Below are 23826 nucleotides of genomic sequence, written 5' to 3' on the forward strand. Positions count from 1 at the left end.
GGCGTGTTCGGGGGCCTGGCCGGAGTATGTCGCACCTTCTGGCCGGAATGCGCCGGTCTCTCGGCGCGGTGAGGGGCACCCTGGGCGTCGGGCACTTGTCGGGTGAGGGACAATGGAGGCTCTGTCAGGGCGGGTTGCATGAGGGGACGCATGTCGGAGGCGGAGCGGGCGGGGACATCCCGTCAGGACAAGAGCGCACGTCTCCTCGCCGGGCGGTACCGGCTGGGAGACGTACTCGGCCGCGGCGGCATGGGTACGGTGTGGCGCGCAGAGGACGAGACCCTCGGACGCACGGTCGCCGTCAAGGAGCTGCGGTTCCCGTCGAACATCGACGAGGAGGAGAAGCGCCGGCTGATCACGCGGACGCTGCGCGAGGCCAAGGCCATCGCGCGGATCCGCAACAACAGCGCGGTGACGGTCTTCGACGTGGTCGACGAGGACGACCGGCCGTGGATCGTGATGGAGCTCGTCGAGGGCAAGTCGCTCGCCGAGGTCATCCGCGAGGACGGCGTGCTCGAACCGAAGCGGGCGGCGGAGGTCGGGCTCGCGATCCTCGACGTGCTGCGGTCGGCCCACCGCGAGGGGATCCTGCACCGCGACGTGAAACCGTCGAACGTGCTGATCGCCGAGGACGGCCGGGTCGTGCTCACGGACTTCGGCATCGCCCAGGTCGAGGGCGACCCGTCCATCACCTCCACCGGCATGCTCGTCGGCGCGCCCTCCTACATCTCCCCGGAGCGGGCCCGCGGTCATAAGCCGGGCCCGGCGGCCGACCTGTGGTCGCTCGGCGGTCTGCTGTACGCGGCGGTCGAGGGAACGCCCCCGTACGACAAGGGTTCCGCGATCGCGACGCTCACCGCGGTGATGACCGAGTCGCTGGAGGAGCCGAAGAACGCGGGTCCGCTGAAGGACGTCATCTACGGCCTGCTCACCAAGGATCCCGAGCGGCGGCTCGACGACGCCGGCGCGCGCCGGATGCTCAACGCGGTGATCCGCGCGCCCGAGCCCGGGGAGGCCGAGCCCGCGGACGCGACGAAGCTCGTCCCGCTGCCGGTCCCGCCGGACGGTGCCGGGGCCGGGGAAGCGGCCGACAAGCTGCGCGGGGCCCTGCGGTCCGTGCGCAGGGCCGCCGTCGCGGCGGGCGCCGCCACTTCGGCCGCCGCCCGTGCCAAGTCGGCCAACGGCACGGCCGCTTCGCAATCCGTGGGTACGGGGGAGGCGGTGAGGGGCGGTGTGGGCGCCGGTGCCCCCGCGGCCGCCTCGTCCGCGGCCCCGGCGACGGCGAGGAGCACCACGGCGGCGTCCGCGTCCGTCCCGGTGTCCGGCTCCACGGCCGGGGTGAACGGCAGCCGGGCAGCGAGCGCTCAGGGCGCTCGCGGCGCGGACGCCGGACCGGGCGGCCGGAGTTCGGGATGGCCGGTGATGACCCCGCCGGATCTGCCGCCGCGGCCGGTGCCCAGGGCGCCGCTCACCGACGTGGTGCCGAAGCGGACGCTGGTGATCATCGCCGTCGTGGTGGTGCTCGCGGTGCTCGGCACGGTGCTGGCGCTCACGCTCGGCGGGGACGACGACAAGGCCGACGGCGCACAGGGCGGCGGTACGACGACCGTCGCCAGTGAGAGCGCGAGCGCGGACACCAAGGACGACGAGTCCGGCGGAACCCGTACGGACGGGGACGCGTCGCAGTCCGCGCCGTCCGGCTCCGCGTCCGGCAGCGGCACCACGCCGGGTACCGCCGCATCCACCGCCGGCGGTTCCGGGGCCGACGTCTCGGCCACCGAGAGCAGCACGGCGGTGACGACGTACTCGGGGAAGCAGGGGTACTCCATCGGGCTGCCCACCGGCTGGAAGTACCGGACTTCGGACTCCGCCGGGGACCGGTTCAACGGGCCCGACGGCCAGAAGCTCCTCGTCGCCTGGACGACCACGCCCAAGGACGACCCCGTCGCGGACTGGGAGAACCAGGAGAAGTCCATGACGCGCTCCCAGTACAAGAAGATCCGCATACAGAAAGTGAGCTACCGCGGCTGGAACACGGCCGACTGGGAGTTCACCTCCGTGGACAGCGGGACCACTTACCGCACCATCGACCGCGGATTCGTCGTGAACGACAGCCAGGGGTATGCCCTGATGTACACGGCGAAGGCCGCCGCGTGGGACAGCGACCTGCGGGAGAGCACGTGGAAGACGCTGACGGAGACGTTCGAGCCGAAGAAGTAGGTACGGCGGTCCTCCGGGCGGGCCGTACGGGCGGCGTCCCCGGACCCGCGCGTTCGGGCCGTGAGATCTCGCATCCTCTCTCTGCCGGTCGTCTCCGGCACGTATCGTGAATGCTTGCGAACCGTACGCATCCAGCTGTCCGGCCGGAAACGACCGGCACTGCGCGTAACGGACCGCTGAGCGTACGGAATCGACCGACCGGGTGGCCGGGGGAGGCAACGTGGACGACTATGCGGGGCGAGTGCTCGCCGACCGCTACCGCCTGCCGCTGCCCCCCTCCGACGAGTACGAACTCACCGAGACCCGGGCCTTCGACAGCTACAGCGGGCAGGAAGTCCTGGTCCGGCAGGTGCCGTTGCCGGAGGTCGTCGAGGCGGAGGTGCTCGACGCGGAGGGGCTGCCCGAGGGCTTCACGGCACGCGAGCGCGGCCCCCGGCGTCCCGCGGGCCGCGTGGGCGGCGGCCCCCGGCGGCCCGCCGATCCGGTCGTACGGCGGGCGGTGGAGGCGGCGCAGGCCGCGGCGAGCATTCCCGACCACCCCCGGCTGGACCAGGTCTTCGACGTGTTCGCCGAGGGTGGTTCGCTCTGGGTCGTCAGCGAGCTGGTCCCCGCCCGGCCACTGGCGGCACTGCTCGCCGAGCAGCCGCTCAGCCCGTACCGGGCGGCGGAGGTCGCCTCCGACGTGCTCACGGCGCTGCGGGTGCTGCACGCGCACGGCTGGGTGCACCGGAACATCACTGCGCGCACGGTCCTCGTCTGCGACGACGGCCGGGTCATGCTGACCGGGCTGGCCGTCGGGGCGGCGGAAGAGGCGCTGTGCGGGTACGACCCGGTGCCGGCCGAGGAGGACGAGGAACCGCACGGCGGTCCGCAGGGCCGCCCCGGCCGGCAGAGCGCGGGGCCGGGCGGACCGGCGGCGGGCCAGGGCGCCATCGGGTTCGGCGGTGGCCCGTTCGGTGGCGTCCCCGGTCCCGGGGGCGGTGGTCCGGCCGGCCGGCCGGGGCCCGGAGGGATCGAGGCCGCAGGCGGATCCGAGGCGGATCCTGAGGCGGCACGACGGGCGGCGATCGAGGCGCGGGCGGCCGGAGGGCTGCCGACGGCGGCCGCCGAGCCGGCGAACGGGGCCCCCGGCGCGGTGGCCCGCAGAACCGTGGAGACCGGCGGGGACATCCGCGCCGCGCGCGCCGGGGCGATCGCCGCGTACCGGGCGGGGGCACGGGCGGCTGCCCGCGTGCAGGAGGCCCAGAACGGCCGCGCGGCACTGCCGGGTGCCCGTACCCCGGCCGGCGGTGACACCGCCGCCGGCGGCACGCCCGGCATCGGGGGCGCGGCGACACCGCCGTACGCCCTGGGTACCGGACGGGAACACGGGCCGGGGGACACGCGGGGCACGCCCCCGGGGCAGATCGCCGACCCCTACGGCGTACGGGGGGCACCGGGGCCGAGGAGCGGGCCGGCGGGCCCGGCGGGGCATGTCTCCGTGCCGCCGCAGGGCCTGCAGCCGGGCGTGACGCCGCCCGCCCAGGGCGCGGCGGGTGACTTCCTGCCCGCGCAGAGCACACCGGCCGGCGCTCCCGTGCCCGGACAGGGTGCCGGGGCCGCGGGTGACGCACGGGCGGGTGCCCGATGGGACGAGGCGGCGGCCGGGGCCGGGGCGCGGCGCGGCCCCGCCACCGCGCTGGCCGCCGAGCGGGCGCGGCAGGCCCGCATGGCCGTCGTCGGGCCCGTCACCGAACGGTGGGCGCCGGAGCAGGCCGGACCCGTGCACGAGAACTGGCAGCTGGCCGCGCCCATCGGGCCCGCCACCGACCTGTGGGCGCTCGGCGCGCTGCTCTTCCGGGCCGTCCAGGGCCACGCGCCGTATCCGGAGGAGTCGACCGCGGAGCTCGTGCAGATGGTCTGCGCCGAGCCGCCGGCCTTCGCCGAGGAGTGCGGACCGCTGCGGCCGGTCGTGGAGTCGCTGCTGCGTCAGGACCCCACCGACCGCCTCGACTTCGAGGAACTGCGCGGCTGGCTGCGCTCCCTGGTGCGGTCGGCACCGGAGCCGGAGGCGGGCACGCATGTCGTCGCCGCGCCGCCGGCCGATCCGCGCCGGCTGCCGATCGTGCGCCGCAAGGGCGAGCTGGTGCGCAGACGGCGCGCCGGGCTGCCCGCGACCAGCGGACGGCACAAGCGGGCCCGGCAGGAGACGAAGCGTTCGCCGCGCAGCCTGGGCCGCACCCTGCTCGTGCTGGTCCTGCTCGCGCTGGCCGCGGCGGTCGCGTACGCCGTGCTGTTCCTGCCCAAGGCCGGCGAGGAAGGCACCGGCGACACCCCGGGCGCCGAGCGGACCGGGGCCGCAGGTCAGACCGGGCAGGCACCCACGGCCAGCAGTGAGCCCCGGCCCGACGACCAGGGCTCGACGGCATCCGACGGCAGCGCCTCCGCGTCCTCGGCCCCCTCCGGATCGTCCGGTTCCACCGGGACGCAGTCCGGGGCCGACGTCCCCGACGGCTTCACCGTGCGCAAGGACGCCGAAGGCTTCAGCATCGCCGTCGCCAACGGCTGGGACCGCACCCCGAAGAACGGCAGCGGACAAGTGGTCTACTCGCACGGCGACTTCGAGCTGATCGTCGTACCCGGCCGGGACTCCGCGTCCACGTACGGCAGCGACCCGATGGCCTACCAGCGGGAGAAGGAGAGCGAGTTGCAGCCGTACCGCGACTCCACCTGGGCCACGGCCTCCGGGCTGCGGACGATCCAGGTGGGCGGACGGACCATGGCCGAGGGCCAGTTCACCTGGACGGCCGCCGACGGCCGGGAGCTGTTCGTGCGCAACCTCGCCGTCCTCCTCGACGGCCGCTACCACGTCGTCCAGTTGCGTGGCCCGGAGGCCGAACGGGACGAGGTGACACGGCTGTTCGAGCAGGCGTCGGCCACGTACACGTACACGGGCTGAGCTGCTCGCCGGTGACTCCGGCCGGTCGCACGGGATCGCCGGCCGGTCGCACGGGACCTCCGGCCGGATGCACCGGACCTCCGGCAGACGGCTCGGGGCGCGCCCGGCCGACGCCGCAGGGGACACGTCCGGTTCCCGGTCCGGCCCGGAAGCGACAACCGTCACAGTGCGGTCTCCGTGGGCGCGTGCCGGTTCCCCGGACGGTGGCCGATCCCTAGGGTTGATCTGTCAAGACCATTGCGGGGCAACGTGAATCAGATGCAGGGCCTGCTCGTCGCGGGCCGCTACCGGCTCGCCGACACGATCGGCAGCGGCGGCATGGGGCGCGTGTGGCGCGCGCACGACGAACTGCTGCACCGGGCCGTCGCCGTCAAGGAACTGACCGCCGCCCACTACGTCTCCGAGAGCGACCGGGAACGCCTCCTCGCCCGCACCCGGGCGGAGGCCCGCGCGGCCGCGCGGATCAACCACTCCGCCGTGGTCACCGTGCACGACGTGCTCGAACACGACGGCCGTCCCTGGATCGTGATGGAGCTCGTCGAGGGCCGTTCGCTCGCCGACGCGATCAAGGAGGACGGGCGCGTCGAGCCGACCGAGGCCGCCCGGATCGGTCTGTGGGTGCTGCGCGCCCTGCGCGCCGCGCACGCGGCCGGCGTGCTGCACCGCGACGTCAAGCCCGGCAACGTGCTCGTGGCCCACGACGGACGCGTCCTGCTCACCGACTTCGGCATCGCCCAGATCGAGGGCGACACCACCATCACCCGCACCGGCGAGGTCGTCGGCTCCGTCGACTACCTCGCCCCCGAGCGCGTCCGCGGCCAGGACCCCGGCCCGTTCTGCGACCTGTGGGCGCTCGGCGCCACGCTGTACACCGCGGTGGAGGGCCGTTCGGCGTTCCGCCGCACCTCGCCGCTGAGCACCATGCAGGCGGTCGTCGAGGAGGAGGCCCCCGAGCCGCGGTACGCCGGCCCGCTCGAGCCGGTGATCACCGCCCTGCTCCGCAAGGACCCGGCGGCACGCCCCACCACGGCCGACGCCGAGCATCTGCTCGCGGAGGCGGCGGAGGGCCGACGTCCGGCCGGCGCACAGGCGTACGTGCCGACGCAGTACGCCGGGCCGGGCCGGGCGGGGGAGGGCGCGCCCCTGCCCCCGTACTCCGTGACCGGGCCCACGCCCCTCGACACCGCCACCCCTACGGCCCCCACCACCCCCACGGCCCCCACCACCCCCACGTCCCCCACCACCGTCACGCCCACCACCTTCGGCCCTCCCACGCCCATGCCCACCCCCGCACCGGCCCCGCCCCGGCCGCCGTCCCGGCACCGTCGGCTGCGCCTGCTGGCGCTCGTGGTCGTCGTCGCCGCGCTGGTCGGGGGCGGTACGGCGGTGGCGTTGCTGAAGTGGGACACGGACCGGCGGCCGATCGCCGGATCGGCCTCCTCGCCGAGCGCCACGGCACCCGAGACGTCCACGACCGCCACGAATCCCACCTCCCCCACCGCGACCGGCACCGGCCAGGCGGCGGAGCAGAGCGCCGTCCCCGGCACCTGGCAACAGGTCACCGACCCGTTCGGCTTCGGTCTCTCCCTGCCCGAGGGCTGGGAACGGCAGGTCTACCAGGACGACGGCGACCTGAGGCAGGTCGACTACACGCCCGACGCCGGCGAGCACTTCGTCCGCATCGCCATCGACACCTCTCCGGACTTCGACGACCCCTACGCCCACCAGACGGACCTCGAACAGCAGTTGCAGCGGCTCGTCGACTACGAGCGGGTCACCCTGGAGCGGAACGTCTACCGCGACCGCGAGGGCGCCGAGTGGGAGTACACCTGGACCGCGCTGGCCAAGGACACCGACTTCCCCGGCCCGCGGCGCGCGATCGAGGAGGCGTACATCGCCCGCGACGGCACCGAGTACGTGATCTACATGTCGTCGCCCGCCGGGGACTGGGCGACGGCCGTCGAACAGTTCCGGGCCGTGCTGCAGAGCTGGCGGGAGCCGCAGAGCACCTCGTGACGCCCGGCCGCCGGACACCCGTTCGGCCTGGCCGACTTGGCCGGTCGGCGCCCCGGAAGCGGGCGGTCCGGTGCGGCATGATGGGGCGCATGGGGACCGAGGGGGAGGGTGGCGGCCGGGTCGTCGCGGACCGCTACCGGCTCGAGGCGCGGCTCGGACGCGGTGGCATGGGCGTCGTGTGGCGGGCCGCCGACCTGCTGCTGGGGCGGCAGGTGGCCGTCAAGGAACTGGTTCCCGACGACACCCTCACCGCCGAGGAGGCGCGCGGCCGCCGCGACCGGACGCTGCGGGAGGCCCGTGCGGTCGCCCAGTTGAGCCACCCGCACATCGTCGTCGTGCACGACGTCGTCGAGGAGGACGAACGCCCCTACATCGTCATGGAGCTGATCGAAGGGGGCTCGCTGGCCGACCGGATCGCCGAGCACGGTCCCGTCGAGGCCCGCGAGGCGGCCCGGATCGGCGCCGACCTGCTGGGCGCCCTGCGGGCCGCGCACGCGGCCGGGGTCCTGCACCGGGACATCAAGCCCGCGAACGTCCTCGTCGACTCCGCCACCGGGCGCGCCGTCCTCACCGACTTCGGCATCGCCCAGGTCGCGGGCGCGACCACGCTCACCGAGACCGGCGCGTTCGTCGGCTCGCCCGAGTACACCGCGCCGGAGCGCATGTCCGGGGAGCGGACCGGCCCCGCCTCCGACCTGTGGTCGCTGGGTGCGCTGCTGTGCACCGCCCTGAGCGGCGAGTCCCCCTTCCGCCGCGACTCGCTGGGCGGCATCCTGCACGCCGTCGTCTCCGCGGAGATCCGCACGCCCCCGCAGGCCGTGCCGCTGCTGCCCGTCGTGCAGGGGCTGCTGGAGCGGGATCCGCGACGGCGGCTGGACGCGGCGGAGGCGGAGCGGATGCTGCGTGCCTTCCTGGAGACCGGGCACACACCGGCGGTGGTGCCGAAGGGCTCCACGACCGCCCGTACCGATCCGGTGACGGCCGGCCCGGCGCCCCGCACCGGCCGGTTCCGGATCCGGCCCGCCCCGCCGGCGGACGTGCCGGGACAGGCCGGGCGGGAGCGGCCCACGCGGGGTGTGCTGGTGGCGGCGCTGCTGGTCGCCGCCATGGCGGGCGCGGGTGTGTCCGCGGCGGCGCTGTTGGTGGACCGCGGCGGTGACGGAGGAGGTCCGCTGACGCGGCCCGGTCCCACGGCGAGCGGCACCGCGTCCGGCTCGGCCTCCGGCGGGATCTCCGGCACGGCGTCCGGCACCGCCCCCGAACGCCCCAGCGCGCCCTCGGGATACCGCGTCGTCGACGACCCGGCCGGGTTCGCGCTCGCCGTGCCGGAGGGGTTCACCCGTGTCCTGGAGGACGAGCGGATCTTCTACATGTCGCCCGGCCGGACGTTCCGCCTCGGCGTCAAGATCAGCACCGCCGCGCCGGGCGGCCCCCTGGGGGTGCTGCGGCGGGCGGCCGCAGAAGGGCCGGAGACGTACTCCGGCTACCGCGACGGCAGGGTCACCGAGACCACCCGCGGGGGAGGACCCGCCGCCCTCTGGGAGTTCACCTGGAACGGCTTCACCGCGGCGGAGGGCCCCCGGCACACCTACGACCTGTGCTGGGAGGACGGCGCATGGCTGTACGACGTGTGGGTGTCGGCGCCGCTCGGGAAGGCGCGGGAGGCGCGGGAGTACTTCGACGTGGCCGTCGACACGTTCGTACCGGGATGAGGGGGAGATAAGGCGTGGTGCGGGTCACGGGTCTGTGACCGGTGGCGGCCGCCGGTGGAACACGGTCCGGCCGACGCGATATGGATGGACGCATGAGTCACGACGGGGGAACCGGCCACGGGGCCGACGACACGACGAGTTTTGTTCTGCAACCGCCGCAACCGCCGCAACCGCCGCAACCGCGGCAAGTGCAGCAACCGCAGCAAGTGCAGCAACCGTCGCCGTCGCCGACACCGCAGCCGTCCGCACCGCAGCCGCAGCCGCTGTCGTCGCCGCCCCGGTCCCCGTCGCCGTCCCCGTCGTCGTCCTCGTCGCCCCACGCGCCGTCCCGGCAATCGGCGCAGTCGGCGCAACCGCCCCAGCCACCACGACCGCACGAGTCGGCCGCCGTGCCGCCGCAGTCGGCGCCCGGGTCTCCGCAGGCGGCGCCCGTTTCCGCGCAGGCGGCGCCCGGGCCGCGGGAGTCGGGCGCCGGGCGGCTCATAGCGGGTCGCTACCGGCTCGTCGCCAAGCTCGGGCACGGCGGCATGGGCACGGTGTGGCGGGCGAAGGACGAGACGGTGGACCGCGAGGTCGCCGTCAAGGAACCCCGGGTCCCGGACCACCTTCCCGAGCGCGAACGCGCCAACGCCTTCGAGCGGATGCGGCGCGAGGCGCGGGCCGCGGCCCGGCTGGACCACCCGGCGGTGGTGAACGTCCACGACGTCGCCGTCGTCGACGGCAAGCCGTGGATCGTCATGGAACTGGTCCACGGGCGCTCCCTCGGCAGCGCCCTCGGTGAGGGCACGCTCAGCGTGCGCGAGGCGGCCCGGATCGGTCTGGAGGTCCTCGGCGCGCTGGAGGCCGCGCACGCGGCCGGCATCCTGCACCGGGACGTGAAGCCCGACAACGTGCTGCTCGGCCGGCACGACCGGGTCGTCCTCACCGACTTCGGCATCGCCCAGATCGAGGGCGAGACGAACCTGACCGACACCGGTGGTTTCGTCGGCTCCCCCGAGTACATCGCCCCCGAGCGGGTGCTCGGCCAGCGCCCGGGACCGGCCTCCGACCTGTGGTCACTCGGCGTCGTGCTGTACGCGGCGACGGAGGGCGTCTCGCCGTTCCGCCGCAGCAACACCCCGGCCACCCTCCAGTCCGTGCTCAACGCCGTACCCGCGCCGCCCGCCGCCGCGCGGGGCCCGCTCGCCGAGGCCATCAACGGCCTGCTGGAGAAGGACCCGGCGCGCCGCCCCGGCCCCGCCCGGGTGCGCGCCCTGCTGGAGGCCGCCGCGAACCCTCCCGCGCCCCGGACCGCACAGGCCACCCAGGCCGCGCACCACGCCGACGTGCCCGCACGGCGGCGCCGGTGGGGACGCACGACGTGGATCGGGCTCGGCGCCGCGGTCGTCGTGGCGGCGGTGACGGCGTATCTGGTGCTCGCCGACCCGTTCGCGGGACCGCTGCCGGACGGCTGGAAGAAGCGCCACGAGAAGGACGTCACCGCGACGCTCGCGGTGCCCGCCGGCTATGTGCGCAGCGTGCCCGAGGACGACGACAGGGAGGAGGACCACTGGGTCAGCTACACCGACCCGAGTGGCGCGATCTCGGTGGTCCTGCTGGTGATCCGCAAGGCGGAGGACACCGGCGGCGAGATCAAGGCCTCCGCGAACGCCGAGATGTACGCCGACGACGGGGACTTCAGGGAGTCCGGCAGCTACGAGCTCGACATGCCGAAGGGGCCGCGGACCAGACCGGACAACGACGCGAAGTACCAGGGCAGGGACGCCGCGGAGAACACGGTCGTCTACACCACCGACGACAGCCAGGACCCCAGCCCGCGCGAGCTGCGGATCCTGTACTACAGGTCCTCCGCCGGCGACATGTACAAGCTCATGATCGGCTACCCGGGCAAGGGCGACTTCACCGAGCGCGGCCGCGAGGTCGCCCGCACGGCGATCGCGAACCTCGCCCTCGACAAACTCTAGGTGCGCCGTCCCGGGACGGGACGGTGAGGGAACGGTTCGCCCCAGGGCGCCGGGACGGACCGACGGCCGTGCCGTTCGGCGGCGGCGCGGTCCGCTCGTGGTAGGCATGGGGCATGAGGGATGCCGGGGAACCCTGGGGCGACAACGACCGTACGGTCGGCGGCCGTTACCGGTTGCTCGAACGCATCGGATCGGGCGGCAGGGGCACCGTCTGGCGGGCCCGCGACGAGATCACGGAGCGCGAAGTCGCCGTCAGGCGGCCCCGGTTGCCCGGCGACCCCGCTGTCCCCGGCGCCTTCGCCGACACCACTGTCTCAGCTGACACCGCTGACACCGCCGACCTCGACGACTCCCGTGTCTCCGACGACTCCCGTGTCTCCGGCGTCTCCGACGACCCCGGTGTCTCCGACGACCCCGGCGTCTCCGTTGCCTCCGATGGCGCCGAGGACGAGTCCCGCCGCCGGGCCGCCCACCGCCTCCAGCACGAGGCCCGGGCCGCCGCCCGCGTCGACCACCCCTGCGCGGTCCGCATCCATGACGTGGTCGTGGAGCAGGAGGAGGGGACCGGTCCGGACGGCGTCCCCTGGATCGTCATGGAGCTGGTCCGCGGCGAGTCCCTGCACGAGGTGCTGCGGCGCGGGCCCCTGACACCCGCCGAGGCCGCCCGCATCGGCCTCGGTGTCCTCGGCGCGCTGCGCGCCGCCCACGCGGTCGGCATCGTCCACCGGGACGTCGGACCCGCCAACGTGCTGCTCGGCCCGCACGGCCGCGTCGTTCTCACCGACTTCGGCATCGCGCCCGCCCCGGACGAGGAGTCCGCCACCGGCACCGGAGCGCCGGCCGACTCCCTGGACTTCCTCGCCCCCGAACGCACGTCCGGCCGCGGCGCCGGCCCCGCCTCCGACCTGTGGTCCCTCGGCGTCCTGCTGTACGCCGCCGTCGAGGGCCGGTCCCCGTTCCGCCGTACGACCCCGGAGGCGACGCTCGACGCGATCCTCGGCGCGGACCTGCCCGGATGCGACCGCGCCGGTCCCCTGGGCCCGCTCCTCTCACGGCTCCTGCTCCGGGACCCCGACCGGCGCCCGGGAGCGGCGGAGATCGCCGAGGCGCTGGAGGCGGTGACGGAGGGCCGGCCGATCCGCCCGCCCACGGCGGCGGACGAGCCGACGGAGGGAACGGATCAAGCCCCCGGCCCTGACCGAGCCTCCCGTCCCCACCCCTGACCGAGGCGCCGAGCCGGCGCGCGACCGTCTGCCGGCCGGAACGCCGTACCACGCGCGGCACCGCCGGATGTCACCGAACAACGCCCTGATCAGGACGTTTGTTGCCAGTGGCCACTGGCGTCGTGTGAGCGGTCGGTGAATGCCGTTACCGACGGGTACCAAAAGGCTTCGTCACGTCATACCCTGCGCGTCATGACGGACTCGCAGGCCCCGGAAAAGACCGGTACCACGACGGCTGCCGGCACCAACCCCCTCGCCCCCGCCCCCGCCGGCGTGCGCACCGCCGCCGACGTGGTCACCCCCCAGCTCGTCGCCCAGCTGACCAAGGGCGTCGTGGGCTCCGGGCGCACGGCCAACCACACCCCGTTCACCGGCGAGAAGCTCGCCGACCTGCCCGAGTCCACCCCCGCGGACGTGGAGAAGGCGTTCGTGGCGGCCCGGGCCGCCCAGCGGGTGTGGGCGCAGGTGCCGGTGCGTGAGCGTGCGGCGGTCCTGCTCCGCTTCCACGACCTGGTGCTGGAGCGCCAGGGCGAGGTCCTCGACCTGATCCAGCTGGAGACCGGCAAGGCCCGCCTCCACGCGCACGAGGAGGTGCAGGCGGTCGCGGTCGCCGCCCGCCACTACGGCCGCCGGGCCGGGGCCTATCTGCGGCCCAGACGGCACGCGGGCGCCATGCCGACCCTCACCCGGGTCACCGAGCTGCGCCACCCGCGCGGTGTCGTCGGTCAGATCGCCCCCTGGAACTACCCGCTGGAACTCTCCGTCGGCGACGCGCTCCCCGCGTTCGTCGCGGGCAACGCGGTCGTGATGAAGCCCGACACGGAGACCTGCCTCACCGCCCTGTGGGCCCGAGACCTGCTCGTCGAGGCCGGACTGCCCGCCGAGGTCTTCCAGGTCGTCCTCGGCGACGGCCCGGTCGTCGGCCCGGAGGTCGTCCGGCACGCCGACTACGTCTCCTTCACCGGCTCCACCCGCACCGGCCGCGAGGTCGCACAGGGTGCCGCCGCCCGGCTGGTCGGCGTCTCCCTCGAACTCGGCGGCAAGAACGCCATGCTGGTCCTGGAGGACGCCGACATCGACAAGGCCGCGGCCGGCGCCGTCCGCGCCTGCTTCTCCTCCGCCGGCCAGCTCTGCATCTCCATCGAGCGGCTGTACGTCCACGAGTCCGTGGCGGACGCCTTCCTGGAGCGCTTCGCCGCCCGCACCCGGGCCATGCGGCTCGGCACCTCCCTCGCTTACGGCGCCGACATGGGCTCCCTCGTCGGCGAACGCCAGCTGGAGACGGTGAGACGGCACGTGGAGGAGGCCGTGGCGAAGGGCGCGAAGGTGGTGACCGGCGGTGTCGCCCGCCCCGACATCGGCCCGTACTTCTACGAGCCGACGATCCTCGACGGCGTGACCGAGCCGATGTCCGTCTGCACGGAGGAGACCTTCGGCCCGGTCGTCTCCCTCTACCGCTTCACGACCGACGACGAGGCGGTCGACCTCACCAACGCCACCCCGTACGGCCTGAACGCGGCGGTGTGGACGCGGGACGGGCGCCGTGGCCGTGCGGTCGCCGCCCGCCTGCGCACCGGCACGGTGAACGTCAACGAGGGCTACGCCTCCGCCTACGGCAGCGTCCAGTCCCCCATGGGCGGCATGAAGGACTCCGGCCTGGGCCGCCGCCACGGCTCCGAGGGCATCCTCAAGTACACCGAGGCCCAGACGGTGGCCCAGCAGCGGCTGCTGCCGATGGCGCCCTCGCTGGGCATGGACGACGAGACGTACGCACGCTTCATGAGCAGGAGCCTGCGGCTGATGAAGGCGTTCCGCTTCCGCTAGCCGGCACCCGCATCCACCCGGCACCCGCACCCGCACCGCACCGCACCCGAACGCACCCGAACGCACCCCATCGCACCCGAACCCGCACGTGTACCCGAACCCGCACCGCACCCGCACCCGTTCTCGACGAGGAGAGCACGTGTCACAGGACAACTTTGCCCAGACCCGGGACGAGGACGGGTACGACTACGACGTCCTCGTGGTGGGCTCCGGCTTCGGCGGTTCCGTCACGGCCCTGCGCCTGACGGAGAAGGGCTACCGGGTCGGTGTCCTCGAAGCCGGCCGCCGCTTCACCCGCGCCACCCTCCCCAGGAACTCCTGGGACCTGAAGAACTACCTCTGGGCCCCCAGGCTCGGCCTGTACGGCATCCAGCGCATCCATCTGCTGGGCAACGTGATGGTCCTGGCCGGCGCGGGCGTCGGCGGCGGCTCCCTCAACTACGCCAACACCCTCTACGTACCGCCGAAGGCGTTCTTCGAGGACCCGCAGTGGCGGGACATCACCGACTGGCAGGAGGAGCTGCGGCCGTACTACGACCAGGCGCGCCGCATGCTCGGGGTCCGGCTCAACCCGACGATGACCCCCTCCGACGTGCACCTGAAGGCGGCGGCGGAACGGATGGGTGTCGGGGACACCTTCCACCTGGCGCCGGTCGGCGTCTTCTTCGGCGACGGACAGGACGCCGACGGGTCGGCGCGGGCCAGGCCGGGGGAGGAGGTGCCGGACCCCTACTTCGGCGGCGCGGGACCGTCCCGCCGGGCCTGCGCCGAATGCGGCGAGTGCATGACCGGCTGCCGCCACGGCGCGAAGAACACCCTCAACGAGAACTACCTCTACCTCGCCGAGAAGGCCGGCGCGGTCGTCCACCCGCTGACGACGGCGGTGTCGGTCACGGACGACTCGCGGGGCGGCTTCGCCGTGGCCACCCTGCCCACCGACCGGCGTACCAAGGGCGAGGGACGCACCTTCACGGCACGCCGCGTCGTCCTCGCCGCCGGCACCTACGGCACCCAGACCCTGCTGCACCGGATGAAGGCGAACGGTCAGCTGCCGCACCTCTCGGACCGGCTGGGCGAACTGACCCGCACCAACTCCGAGGCGCTGGTCGGCGCCCAGACCGACGACCGCCGCTACCGCAGGGCGACCGGCCGGCCGAAGGCCGACTTCACGCGGGGCGTCGCCATCACCTCCTCCGTCCACCCGGACGCCCACACCCACATCGAGCCGGTCCGCTACGGCAAGGGCTCCAACTCCATGGGCAGCCTGTCGATCCTCCAGGTGCCGTACACGGAGGGCTCGTCGCGGGTGGCCGCCTGGCTGGCGAACGTCGCCCGCCACCCGTGGCTCGTCCTGCGGTCCCTGTCCAACCGCCGCTGGTCGGAGCGGACCATCATCGGCCTGGTCATGCAGTCGCTGGACAACTCCCTGACGACGTACCTGAAGCGGACGGGCGTGGGCAAGGGCCTGCTCACCGCCCGTCAGGGCCACGGCAGCCCCAACCCCAAGCAGATCAGGGCCGCGTCCGAGGCCGCCTCCGCGATCGCCGACGACATCAACGGCTTCCCCGGCTCCAACGTCGGCGAGCTGATGGGCACCCCGCTCACCGCCCACTTCCTGGGCGGCTGCCCGATCGGCTCCTCCCGCGAGACCGGCGTCATCGACCCCTACCACCGCCTGTACGGCCACCCCGGCATCTCGGTCGTGGACGGCGCCGCCGTCTCGGCGAACCTGGGCGTGAACCCGTCCCTGACGATCACCGCCCAGGCCGAGCGCGCGATGTCGTACTGGCCGAACAAGGGCGAGGCGGACCCACGCCCGGCGCAGGGCACGGCCTACGAGCGGCTGAAGCCGGTGGAGCCGAAGGCGCCGACGGTCCCGGCGAAGGCCTTCGCCGCACTACGACTGCCGTTCCTGGGGATACCGACGGTGCCGCCGAAGAAGTAGAAGCTGGGCGGCCTGCGTCGCCGTGGGCCGGAAGGCAGGCGGCCGGACATGTGAAAGGGACCCGCGCCCCCCTCCGAGCGCGGGTCCCTTCCCGTCGACGGTCCGTCAGGACCGGTTTGCGCTTACGCCTCCGCCTTGCGGCGGCGCACCGCGAACACCGCGCCCGCACCGGCCACGACGGCGACACCGCCGACCAGGCCGATCATCGGGAGGGCGGAGCTGGAGCCGGTCTCGGCGAGGTTGCCGGTGACCTCCGGGGTGTCGCTGCTCGGCTTGCTGTCCGAGACGGGGGCCTTGCCGCCTTCCTGCGGCTCGGTGCCGTCGGTGTCGGTACCGGCGGCGACGATCTGGAACTTGTACGAGACGTCGCCGAAGCCGAAGCAGTTCCCGTCGTTGTCGCCGTAGATCGTCGCGCCCAGCGAGAAGCCGGCGCCGACCGGGGCGGACGCCTTCACGTTGAGGCGGAGGGGGATGTTCACCTCGTAGTCGGGCTTGAGCTCGTCGGTGTAGCCGACGTAACCGACCGCGTAGCCCTCCTCGTCGAGGTCCTCCCAGACCTTGTCCTCGGGGTTCCAGGCCTGGAGCTGGACCTGCTTGCTCTTGAAGAGGTCCTCGCCGTACTCGTCGGACGACGCCCCGGCCAGGAAGTCCAGGTCCTGGAGGGTGGAGTCGGAGTTGTTGGCGACGTTCAGCGAGAACTTGTGCCAGCCGCTGCCTGCCGCGATCTTGCCCGGCAGACCGGTGATGCTGACGTCGACCTTGGTGTCGTCGCAGACCGACGGCTCGGGCTCCGGCGTCTCCGACTCCGAGGCGGACGCGCTCGGCGAGCTGGAGGTGCCGGTCGTCTCCGACTCGGACGCGCTGGGCGAGCTGGAGGTACCGGTCGTCTCCGAGGCGGACGCGCTGGGCGAGCTGGAGGTACCGGTGGTCTCCGACTCGGACGCAGAGGCACTCGGCGAGCTGCTGTCGGAGGCCGACGCCGACGCGGAGGCGCTGGCGGAGGGGGACGCGGAGTCGGAGGCGAACGCGGCCGGGGCAGACAGGAGCGCCAGAGGCGCTATCGCGGCTGTCGCGGCGGCGACTGCCATGGCACGGCGAAGCTTCATGTAGTCCTCAAGGAGTCCAGTGGGAGGGCTCCGCGTGTGGGGCGCGGGTGTGGCCCTTGGTACGAGAGGTTTGATCAGCGAAACCTGTGAAAGGTTGCACAACCCTCACAGAATTTTTATGTGGCCTGGATCACGCCTCGCTGGGCGCCCTGGAGCGGGGGGTGGCCGGGCGTACGAGAAGGGCCCCGCGGGACGGAACCGCGGGGCCCTTCCTTATCGTCAGCACCGGCGTCAGGGCGGCGCCGGTGCCTGGGAGCGGCGCCGGGGGGTCGCGCCGCTGGTCTGTCGAGCGCCTTGGTCCGCGCCGGGTCGCCGCTGGAGCGCGCGGGGGGCGCGCGACCGGACTGGACCTCTGACGGTGGGCCGGGACAGAGCGGGCAGCACGGTTCATTCGTTGCAGTGGGGTGCAATGCGGCTGTCCGCGACGGGACTTGGGCCTTTTACGCATCGTGCTGGATGAACGCGGCGCCCGCAACCGTTTGACCCAGCCCTTGTGCATTTTTGCAATTCCCGCCGGCCGACCCCGGGCGTCCCCGGGGCCGACCGTTCTCTTGGGTGACCGGGCTGCTGTCCCCTGCCGTCCGGTCACGACCCTGGAGCGAGGTCCCACGACGCACAGCACGATCCGTACGCCTCATCGCTCCAGCGAGCCACGCGTGGTTCTTCCGGGCCCGCACCTGGCTGGAACGGACACCGGGACCAACGAACCCGTCCGCGAGCCGGTCACGCGCCGTACGGGTGAGGCGGAGTCCGAACTCAGATGCGACCGCGGCACAGCTCGAGCAGCGTCATCGCGAGGGCCGTGCCCGGCTTGCCGAGCGCGTCGCTGTAGTGGCCGAGTACCTCCATCTCGCGGGAGAGGTTCACCCGGCGGCCGCCGGAGGTGATCCGGGCCTCCTGGATGACGGCCGAGACGGCCATCCGTTCCTGGATCAGACCGATGATCCGGTCGTCGAGCGCGTCGATGCGCTCGCGGGCTCCGGTGATCACGTCGGCGGCCTCGGAGGTACGGGCGCCGGTCACGTCGAGGGCGGTCATGGGGGCTCCTGTGCGGTAGGGGTGCCCCGGAACGGCAGGACCCGGAGAACGACAGGCGCCCCGGGCCTTGTCGGCCCGGGGCGCCTGGGAAGTCGCTTGGCGGTCAGCTCAAGCAGCACGACCATGGCAGCCGGCGGGCCGGGTGCCATAGGTAAAGAGGAAGGTCGTGTGCGCGAGCATGCGGCCAGTATGCCACGGACTCCCCGCGCCCCGGGCTCCCCGGCAGTCGTTCCGGTGCCGGCCCGGGCGTCCGCTCCCTCCGCCCCGTCCGTCTCATCGGTCCCGTCGGCCCCGTCTTCGGGAAGTGAGGGCGCGAGGGCTCCGGGCCGCCACGGGGGGCCGGGGACGGCGGCCCCGGCGGGCGGGACGTCAACCGAGCCCCTCTCGGTAGAATCGGTCGTACACAGTGACCCTGCCCCACCGCCGGAAGGCACCCCGTGTCATCAGCGACTCCCGCTGCCGCCGCCCCCGACACCGTCCTGGTCGTCGACTTCGGCGCGCAGTACGCCCAGCTCATCGCCCGTCGAGTCCGCGAGGCCCGGGTCTACAGCGAGATCGTGCCGAGCACCATGCCGGTCGCGGAGATGCTCGCCAAGAACCCGGCGGCGATCATCCTCTCGGGCGGCCCCTCGTCCGTGTACGAGGAGGGCGCCCCCCGCCTCGACCGCGAGATCTTCGAGGCCGGCGTTCCCGTCTTCGGCATGTGCTACGGCTTCCAGCTGATGGCGCAGACCCTCGGCGGCACCGTCGACAACACCGGTGCCCGTGAGTACGGCCGCACCGGCCTGCACGTCTCCCGTTCCTCCTCCACCCTCTTCGAGGGCACCCCGGCCGAGCAGGCCGTGTGGATGTCGCACGGCGACGCCTGCTCCGCCGCCCCCGAGGGCTTCTCCGTCACCGGGTCCACGGACGTCGTCCCGGTCGCCGCCTTCGAGAACGACGAGAAGAAGCTCTACGGCGTCCAGTACCACCCGGAGGTCATGCACTCCACGTACGGCCAGCAGGTCCTGGAGCACTTCCTCTACCGCGGCGCGGGCCTGGAGCCGAACTGGACCACGGGCAACGTCATCGAGGAGCAGGTCGCCGCCATCCGCGAGGTGGTCGGTGACCGGCGCGCCATCTGCGGGCTGTCCGGCGGAGTCGACTCCGCGGTGGCCGCCGCGCTCGTCCAGAAGGCCATCGGTTCCCAGCTGACCTGCGTGTACGTCGATCACGGCCTGATGCGCCAGGGCGAGACCGAGCAGGTCGAGAAGGACTTCGTGGCGGCGACCGGCGTGCAGCTGAAGGTCGTGGACGCGGAGGAGCGGTTCCTCACGGCGCTCGCCGGGGTCTCCGACCCCGAGGAGAAGCGCAAGATCATCGGCCGGGAGTTCATCCGGGTCTTCGAGCAGGCGCAGGCGGAGATCATCGCGGACGAGGGCCCCGCGGTCGAGTTCCTCGTGCAGGGCACCCTCTACCCGGACGTCGTGGAGTCCGGCGGCGGCACCGGCACCGCGAACATCAAGTCCCACCACAACGTCGGCGGTCTGCCGGAGGACCTCGAGTTCCAGCTCATCGAGCCCCTCCGCAAGCTGTTCAAGGACGAGGTCCGCATGGTCGGCCAGGAGCTCGGCCTGCCGGACGAGATCGTCCACCGCCAGCCGTTCCCGGGCCCGGGCCTGGGTATCCGGATCGTCGGAGAGGTCACCAAGGACCGCCTGGACCTGCTGCGCGAGGCCGACGCCATCGCCCGCGAGGAGCTGACGGCGGCCGGCCTGGACCGGGACATCTGGCAGTGCCCCGTGGTCCTGCTCGCCGACGTCCGCAGCGTCGGCGTCCAGGGCGACGGCCGTACCTACGGCCACCCGATCGTCCTGCGCCCGGTCTCCTCCGAGGACGCCATGACGGCCGACTGGTCGCGCCTGCCGTACGACGTCCTCGCGAAGATCTCGACGCGGATCACCAACGAGGTGCGGGACGTCAACCGGGTGGTGCTCGACGTGACCTCGAAGCCGCCGGGCACGATCGAGTGGGAGTAGGTCCCCGTCCGGGGGACCTCGCAGGTCAGGTCCGTCTGAGGGTCCGCACCGGCTCTCCGGGCTTCCACACCTGGGCGACCAGGTAGGTGTCGTCCTCGACGTAGGTCCTGACGACCTCCGTCAGCTCGGTGCGGAAGAGGTGGAACGGCTCCGGCGGTTCCACCTCTTTCACGTATCCGGCCCTGCTCTCCCCGTCTTCGACCTCGACGGCGCGCCCGCCGATCCGGACGTCGCCACCGCCCATGCCGGTGCCCTCCCCCGGGTTGGCCTGGAGGCAGAAACGGGGGTCGCGGCGCAGATCGAGGGCCTTGAACGAACCCGGCATCATGCCGAGCCACAGCTCACCGTCCAGGAAACGCACCTCCAGTCCGCTGGTACGGGGGGAGCCGTCCCGGCGCAGGGTCGCGAGAACGTGGTGGGTGAAGGCACCGAAGCGGTCCTCGACGATGCGCGCGAGGCCGGGTTCGGCCGCCACGAAGGCCGCCCAGCGCTCCGCCGCCGCAGGGCGGACGGACGCGGGGCGGGCGCTGGTGCTACTGCCATGAGTGCTCATACGGCGAGTGTGACGCCGATACCCGACAGCCACCGTCCGGTATTCCTGCCGGTCGCCAGGACGGCCGGCAGCAGGAACAGTGCCGCCGAGTCGAGGTGGCGGTCGGCGAGGGTCACGTCGTGCTCCATGTGTGACGGGAATCATCTTTTTTGCATAATGGCTCTGCCCTTTTTCGCCCAGCGGCGGTAGCTTCCGCCCCGTGAAACAACCCAGTGCTGGAGGACCGATGCCCGGGCCGACGCCGCCCGCCCCGCTGCCCACCGACCGGCTGCGGTTCGCCATGCCGCCCCTGCACGAGTCGGCCGAGGACGAGCGTCGGCACCGCAAGGAACGGCTGGCGGGCGCCGTGCGGATCTTCGGCCGGTTCGGCTTCGAGGACGGTGTCTCCGGGCACATCACGGCACGCGACCCCGAGTACAGCGACTGCTTCTGGGTCAATCCGTTCGGAATGCCGTTCAAGTACGTCACCGTCAGCGACCTCGTGCTGGTCAACCGGGACGGGCAGGTCGTCGAGGGCCGCTCCCACGTCAACCAGGCCGCCTTCACCGTGCACTCCCAGGTCCACGCCGCGCGGCCCGACGTCGTCGCCGTCGCCCACTGCCACTCGGTGCACGGCCGCGCCCTCGCCGCCCTCGGTGAACTGCTGGACCCGATCACTCAGGAGAGCTGCGCCTTCTACGAGGACCACGGTCTGTACGACACGTATTCCGGCGTCACCGTCGATGCCGGGGAAGGCCGACGCATCGCGGCCGCCCTCGGCACCCACAAGGCGCTCGTGCTGCGCAACCACGGCCTGCTGACCGTCGGCGACTCGGTGGACGCGGCGGCCTGGTGGTTCCTGTCGATGGAGCGCTCCTGCCAGGTCCAGCTCACCGCCCGTGCCGCCGGCCGCCCGGTATTGATCGACCATCGGGCGGCGGTCGCGACCCGTGAGCAGCTCGGCGGCGACCTGGTGGCGTGGATCAACTACCAGCCGCTGTGGCAGGACGTCAGCCGCAGCGAACCGGACCTGCTGAGCTGAGCAGGAAAGCCGCGCAGTCACGCAGCCAGGTCAACACGGCGGACCCCGCGTCACCCGCGCTGACCACACCTGCCGATGACGGAGGGTGTGCCGTAGGGCACAATTCGCTGTCATCACAGGGGAGTTGTTCGCGGGGCGGCGGCCCGGTTCTCCGAGGGCCGCCGACCGTGAAGGCCGCGGGGAAGGCGGGCGTCGGACGTGGCGGTGCAGGAAGCGAGACAGGGACCGGAAACGGGCACGCACGAGGGCGGCTGCGCCTGCGGGGACTGCCCGCACGGGGCCCGCGAGGGGCACCGGCGGGCGGTCGCCGCGTTCCTGCTGAAACGCGACGAGTTCGCCGCTGGGCACGGGCTGCCGGCCGCCGTCGCCCATTCGGTGTCGGCGTCCCGCCAGTGGGTCTCGGAGGAACTGACCCAGTCCGCCGAAGCGGTCGCCGAACGCGGCCGCGCCGAGGGCGAGGCCTGGCTCGCGCGCCTGTGGGTCCGTACGGCGGGCACGGTGTGGGCCCTGGTGGTGCTCCTGCTGCTCGTACAGTCCCTCACCGCGATCGGCGCGGGCTGGAGCACGGCCCGCACCGCCGGCCTGCTCGCCGCGCTCGTCGCCGCCGGCGCGCTGACCACCGCCTCCTGGTTCCACCGGTCCCGCGGCGGCGTGCTGGCTCCCGTCATCGGTGAGGACAACCGGTTGTCCACCTCCCGAGCGGTCGCCGCCGCCTGGGTCCTGTTCGTCGCGTACGCCGTACTGGTCCTGGTGGGCCGACTGGCCGCCGCCTCCGGCCCCGCCGAACGCGACGCGCTGATCTCCGGGCTCGACCTCGCCCGCGGCGCCGGTGCGGTGACCGTCCTCGCCGTGGTCTGCGCGATCGCCGTGCTGGTGCGCAGGGTCGTCGGGCTCCGTGTCCTGGCCCAGCGGCTGCAGAAGGTCCGCGCGCACCGGCCCCGGGCCGCCGACCTGCTGACCGACGATGCGGGCCGCGGCACCTTCGCCGACATCCAGTACGTCGTGATCAGCGCCGTCGCCCTGGCCTTCGCCGCCGTACGCCTCGCCCGCCGCCCCGACCAACTGCCCGACCTGCCCTGGGGGCTGGCCGTGGTGGTGCTGGTCTCGTCCGCGACCTACCTCGCCGGCAAGTACGCGGAGGGCGGCCGTCCGGTCATCCTCTCCGTCGTCCGCTCCCGCGAGGCCGGAGACCTGGACGCCCCGATCCGCACCGGCGACGACATCGAGATCCGAGGCGCCGGTTTCGTCCCGCCCGGCGCACAGGCCGCCGACCGCCTCTCCCGCATGGTCGTCCGCATCGGCACGGTCCACGTCCACGTGCCCCTCGTTCCCGTCACGGGCGGGTTCAGCAACCCCACCGACGCGGTCCTGACCGTCCCCGTACCGGCGGAGGTGGAACCCGGCCGGGTGGAGGTACAGGTGGTGACGGCGGCGGGCGTCGAGACCAACCGCTACGCGATAGACGTGACGGAGTAGAGGACGTAGAAGGAGCAGCGGAATCAGCAGGGGCAGAAGGAACAGACCCGTCAGGGGGACAGCGTGCGGCACGCCGGGGGACTTTCCCGGGCGGGTCCGGTCGACCATTGAGCACACCTCCCATTTCGTACGTATGGTCTGTTGAGGGGTTCCACCACGTCGGGCGAGAGAGGCGACCACGGGCGATGACTCACAGCTTGAGAACGGACACCCACTCCTCCTACCTCAACAGCGGCGGCGACCGGCGGGACACCGCCGCCCGGTACGCCCTCCTTCCACTCCGCGTCTTCCTCGGTGTCACCTTCATCTACGCCGGCCTCGACAAACTCACCGACGGCGCCTTCCTCAAGGACAGCGGCGCCGGATCGATCGGCGACACCATGCGCGCCGTCCGTGACTCCTCGGCCATCCCCGCCCTCGTCGACCTCGCCCTGAGGAGCCCCACCGGCTTCGGTTACGCCATGGCCTTCGGCGAACTCGCCGTCGGTATCGGCACGCTCCTGGGCCTCCTGGCCCGCCTCGCGGCACTCGGCGGTGCCCTGATCTCGCTCAGCCTGTGGCTGACGGTGAGTTGGGCCTCGGACCCCTACTACTACGGCAACGACCTCCCCTACCTCATGGCCTGGCTTCCCCTGGTCCTCGCCGGCGCACCCTTCCTCTCCCTCGACGCGGCATGGCGGAAGAGCAGGCGACAGCGGGCGGGTGGCTTCTAGTCAGGTCCGCCGACCGCGGTCTGGGAGCCGGGGCGCGCTGGGCGCCGGCATACCGTGCG

General features: G+C 73.3%; 16 protein-coding genes and 1 pseudogene. 13 read left to right on the plus strand and 4 right to left on the minus strand.

The features are described from left to right. Window positions 1–150 precede the first annotated feature (150 nt). The 9 genes and pseudogenes from ACIP67_RS13830 (at window position 151) to ACIP67_RS13870 (ending at window position 15842) form a co-directional block, all read left to right on the plus strand. Entirely contained in the window at window positions 151–2220 is a 2070-nt protein-coding gene (locus ACIP67_RS13830) for a serine/threonine-protein kinase (RefSeq protein WP_401691591.1), read from the plus strand. Between the two features lie 220 nt (window positions 2221–2440). Beyond that, window positions 2441–5158 (plus strand): protein kinase, encoded by a 2718-nt coding sequence (locus ACIP67_RS13835; RefSeq protein WP_401691491.1) that lies wholly within the window; start codon window positions 2441–2443, stop codon window positions 5156–5158. Between the two features lie 258 nt (window positions 5159–5416). Further along, window positions 5417–7174, plus strand: coding sequence for a serine/threonine-protein kinase (locus ACIP67_RS13840; RefSeq protein WP_401691593.1), 1758 nt, complete (start codon window positions 5417–5419; stop codon window positions 7172–7174). 89 nt (window positions 7175–7263) lie between these two features. Further along, window positions 7264–8886 (plus strand): serine/threonine-protein kinase, encoded by a 1623-nt coding sequence (locus ACIP67_RS13845; protein ID WP_401691493.1) that lies wholly within the window; start codon window positions 7264–7266, stop codon window positions 8884–8886. Between the two features lie 92 nt (window positions 8887–8978). Next, window positions 8979–10850, plus strand: coding sequence for a serine/threonine-protein kinase (locus ACIP67_RS13850; RefSeq protein ID WP_401691495.1), 1872 nt, complete (start codon window positions 8979–8981; stop codon window positions 10848–10850). 113 nt (window positions 10851–10963) lie between these two features. Continuing rightward, window positions 10964–11131, plus strand: a pseudogene (locus ACIP67_RS13855) (serine/threonine protein kinase); the annotation flags it as partial. Next, a complete protein-coding gene (locus ACIP67_RS13860; protein WP_401691595.1) occupies window positions 11117–12073 on the plus strand; it encodes a serine/threonine-protein kinase in 957 nt (318 codons plus the stop codon). The pseudogene ACIP67_RS13855 and the gene ACIP67_RS13860, both read left to right, overlap by 15 nt. A gap of 192 nt (window positions 12074–12265) precedes the next feature. Continuing rightward, window positions 12266–13897 carry a succinic semialdehyde dehydrogenase gene (locus ACIP67_RS13865; protein WP_401691497.1) on the plus strand — a complete coding sequence of 544 codons (1632 nt, stop codon included), beginning with the start codon at window positions 12266–12268 and terminating at the stop codon, window positions 13895–13897. Window positions 13898–14036: 139 nt separating this feature from the next. After that, on the plus strand, window positions 14037–15842 hold the full coding sequence (locus tag ACIP67_RS13870; protein ID WP_401691499.1) for a GMC oxidoreductase: 1806 nt from the start codon (window positions 14037–14039) through the stop codon (window positions 15840–15842). A gap of 122 nt (window positions 15843–15964) precedes the next feature. On the opposite strand, the gene ACIP67_RS13875 is transcribed toward ACIP67_RS13870, so the two are convergent. Beyond that, window positions 15965–16948, minus strand: a complete 984-nt coding sequence (locus tag ACIP67_RS13875; RefSeq protein ID WP_401691501.1) for an LAETG motif-containing sortase-dependent surface protein — start codon at window positions 16946–16948, stop codon at window positions 15965–15967. A gap of 756 nt (window positions 16949–17704) precedes the next feature. Continuing rightward, window positions 17705–17986 (minus strand): chorismate mutase, encoded by a 282-nt coding sequence (locus ACIP67_RS13880; RefSeq protein ID WP_401691503.1) that lies wholly within the window; start codon window positions 17984–17986, stop codon window positions 17705–17707. 437 nt (window positions 17987–18423) lie between these two features. Between ACIP67_RS13880 and guaA the strand changes: the two genes are divergently transcribed. After that, on the plus strand, window positions 18424–20004 hold the full coding sequence (gene guaA, locus ACIP67_RS13885; protein WP_401691505.1) for a glutamine-hydrolyzing GMP synthase: 1581 nt from the start codon (window positions 18424–18426) through the stop codon (window positions 20002–20004). Window positions 20005–20029: 25 nt separating this feature from the next. On the opposite strand, the gene ACIP67_RS13890 is transcribed toward guaA, so the two are convergent. Continuing rightward, the gene (locus ACIP67_RS13890) at window positions 20030–20557 is read right to left on the minus strand and encodes a pyridoxamine 5'-phosphate oxidase family protein (RefSeq protein WP_401691506.1); all 528 of its coding nucleotides are present in this window, start codon (window positions 20555–20557) and stop codon (window positions 20030–20032) included. Then, window positions 20554–20685 (minus strand): hypothetical protein, encoded by a 132-nt coding sequence (locus ACIP67_RS13895; protein WP_401691508.1) that lies wholly within the window; start codon window positions 20683–20685, stop codon window positions 20554–20556. The genes ACIP67_RS13890 and ACIP67_RS13895 overlap by 4 nt, the downstream gene beginning before the upstream one ends. A gap of 98 nt (window positions 20686–20783) precedes the next feature. Here ACIP67_RS13895 and ACIP67_RS13900 point away from each other — a divergent pair, with 98 nt between their 5' ends. From ACIP67_RS13900 to ACIP67_RS13910, 3 genes are all read left to right on the plus strand, one after another. Further along, the gene (locus tag ACIP67_RS13900; protein ID WP_401691510.1) at window positions 20784–21578 is read left to right on the plus strand and encodes a class II aldolase/adducin family protein; all 795 of its coding nucleotides are present in this window, start codon (window positions 20784–20786) and stop codon (window positions 21576–21578) included. Between the two features lie 198 nt (window positions 21579–21776). Continuing rightward, window positions 21777–23054, plus strand: coding sequence for a hypothetical protein (locus ACIP67_RS13905; protein ID WP_401691512.1), 1278 nt, complete (start codon window positions 21777–21779; stop codon window positions 23052–23054). A 185-nt stretch (window positions 23055–23239) separates the two neighbouring features. Beyond that, entirely contained in the window at window positions 23240–23767 is a 528-nt protein-coding gene (locus ACIP67_RS13910) for a DoxX family membrane protein (RefSeq protein WP_401691514.1), read from the plus strand. Window positions 23768–23826 lie beyond the last annotated feature (59 nt).

The sequence above is a fragment of the Streptomyces sp. NPDC088812 genome (assembly GCF_044750285.1).
In the GTDB taxonomy this organism is placed as follows: domain Bacteria; phylum Actinomycetota; class Actinomycetes; order Streptomycetales; family Streptomycetaceae; genus Streptomyces.

Bases quoted from the DNA above. Each gene is read 5' to 3' on its own strand.
- ACIP67_RS13875 (WP_401691501.1), bottom strand. From the start codon at position 16,948: ATGAAGCTTCGCCGTGCCATGGCAGTCGCCGCCGCGACAGCCGCGATA.
- ACIP67_RS13890 (WP_401691506.1), bottom strand. From the start codon at position 20,557: ATGAGCACTCATGGCAGTAGCACCAGCGCCCGCCCCGCGTCCGTCCGC.
- ACIP67_RS13845 (WP_401691493.1), top strand. From the start codon at position 7,264: ATGGGGACCGAGGGGGAGGGTGGCGGCCGGGTCGTCGCGGACCGCTAC.
- ACIP67_RS13895 (WP_401691508.1), bottom strand. From the start codon at position 20,685: ATGGAGCACGACGTGACCCTCGCCGACCGCCACCTCGACTCGGCGGCA.
- ACIP67_RS13880 (WP_401691503.1), bottom strand. From the start codon at position 17,986: ATGACCGCCCTCGACGTGACCGGCGCCCGTACCTCCGAGGCCGCCGAC.
- ACIP67_RS13900 (WP_401691510.1), top strand. From the start codon at position 20,784: ATGCCCGGGCCGACGCCGCCCGCCCCGCTGCCCACCGACCGGCTGCGG.
- ACIP67_RS13850 (WP_401691495.1), top strand. From the start codon at position 8,979: ATGAGTCACGACGGGGGAACCGGCCACGGGGCCGACGACACGACGAGT.
- ACIP67_RS13840 (WP_401691593.1), top strand. From the start codon at position 5,417: ATGCAGGGCCTGCTCGTCGCGGGCCGCTACCGGCTCGCCGACACGATC.
- ACIP67_RS13865 (WP_401691497.1), top strand. From the start codon at position 12,266: ATGACGGACTCGCAGGCCCCGGAAAAGACCGGTACCACGACGGCTGCC.
- ACIP67_RS13830 (WP_401691591.1), top strand. From the start codon at position 151: ATGTCGGAGGCGGAGCGGGCGGGGACATCCCGTCAGGACAAGAGCGCA.
- ACIP67_RS13910 (WP_401691514.1), top strand. From the start codon at position 23,240: ATGACTCACAGCTTGAGAACGGACACCCACTCCTCCTACCTCAACAGC.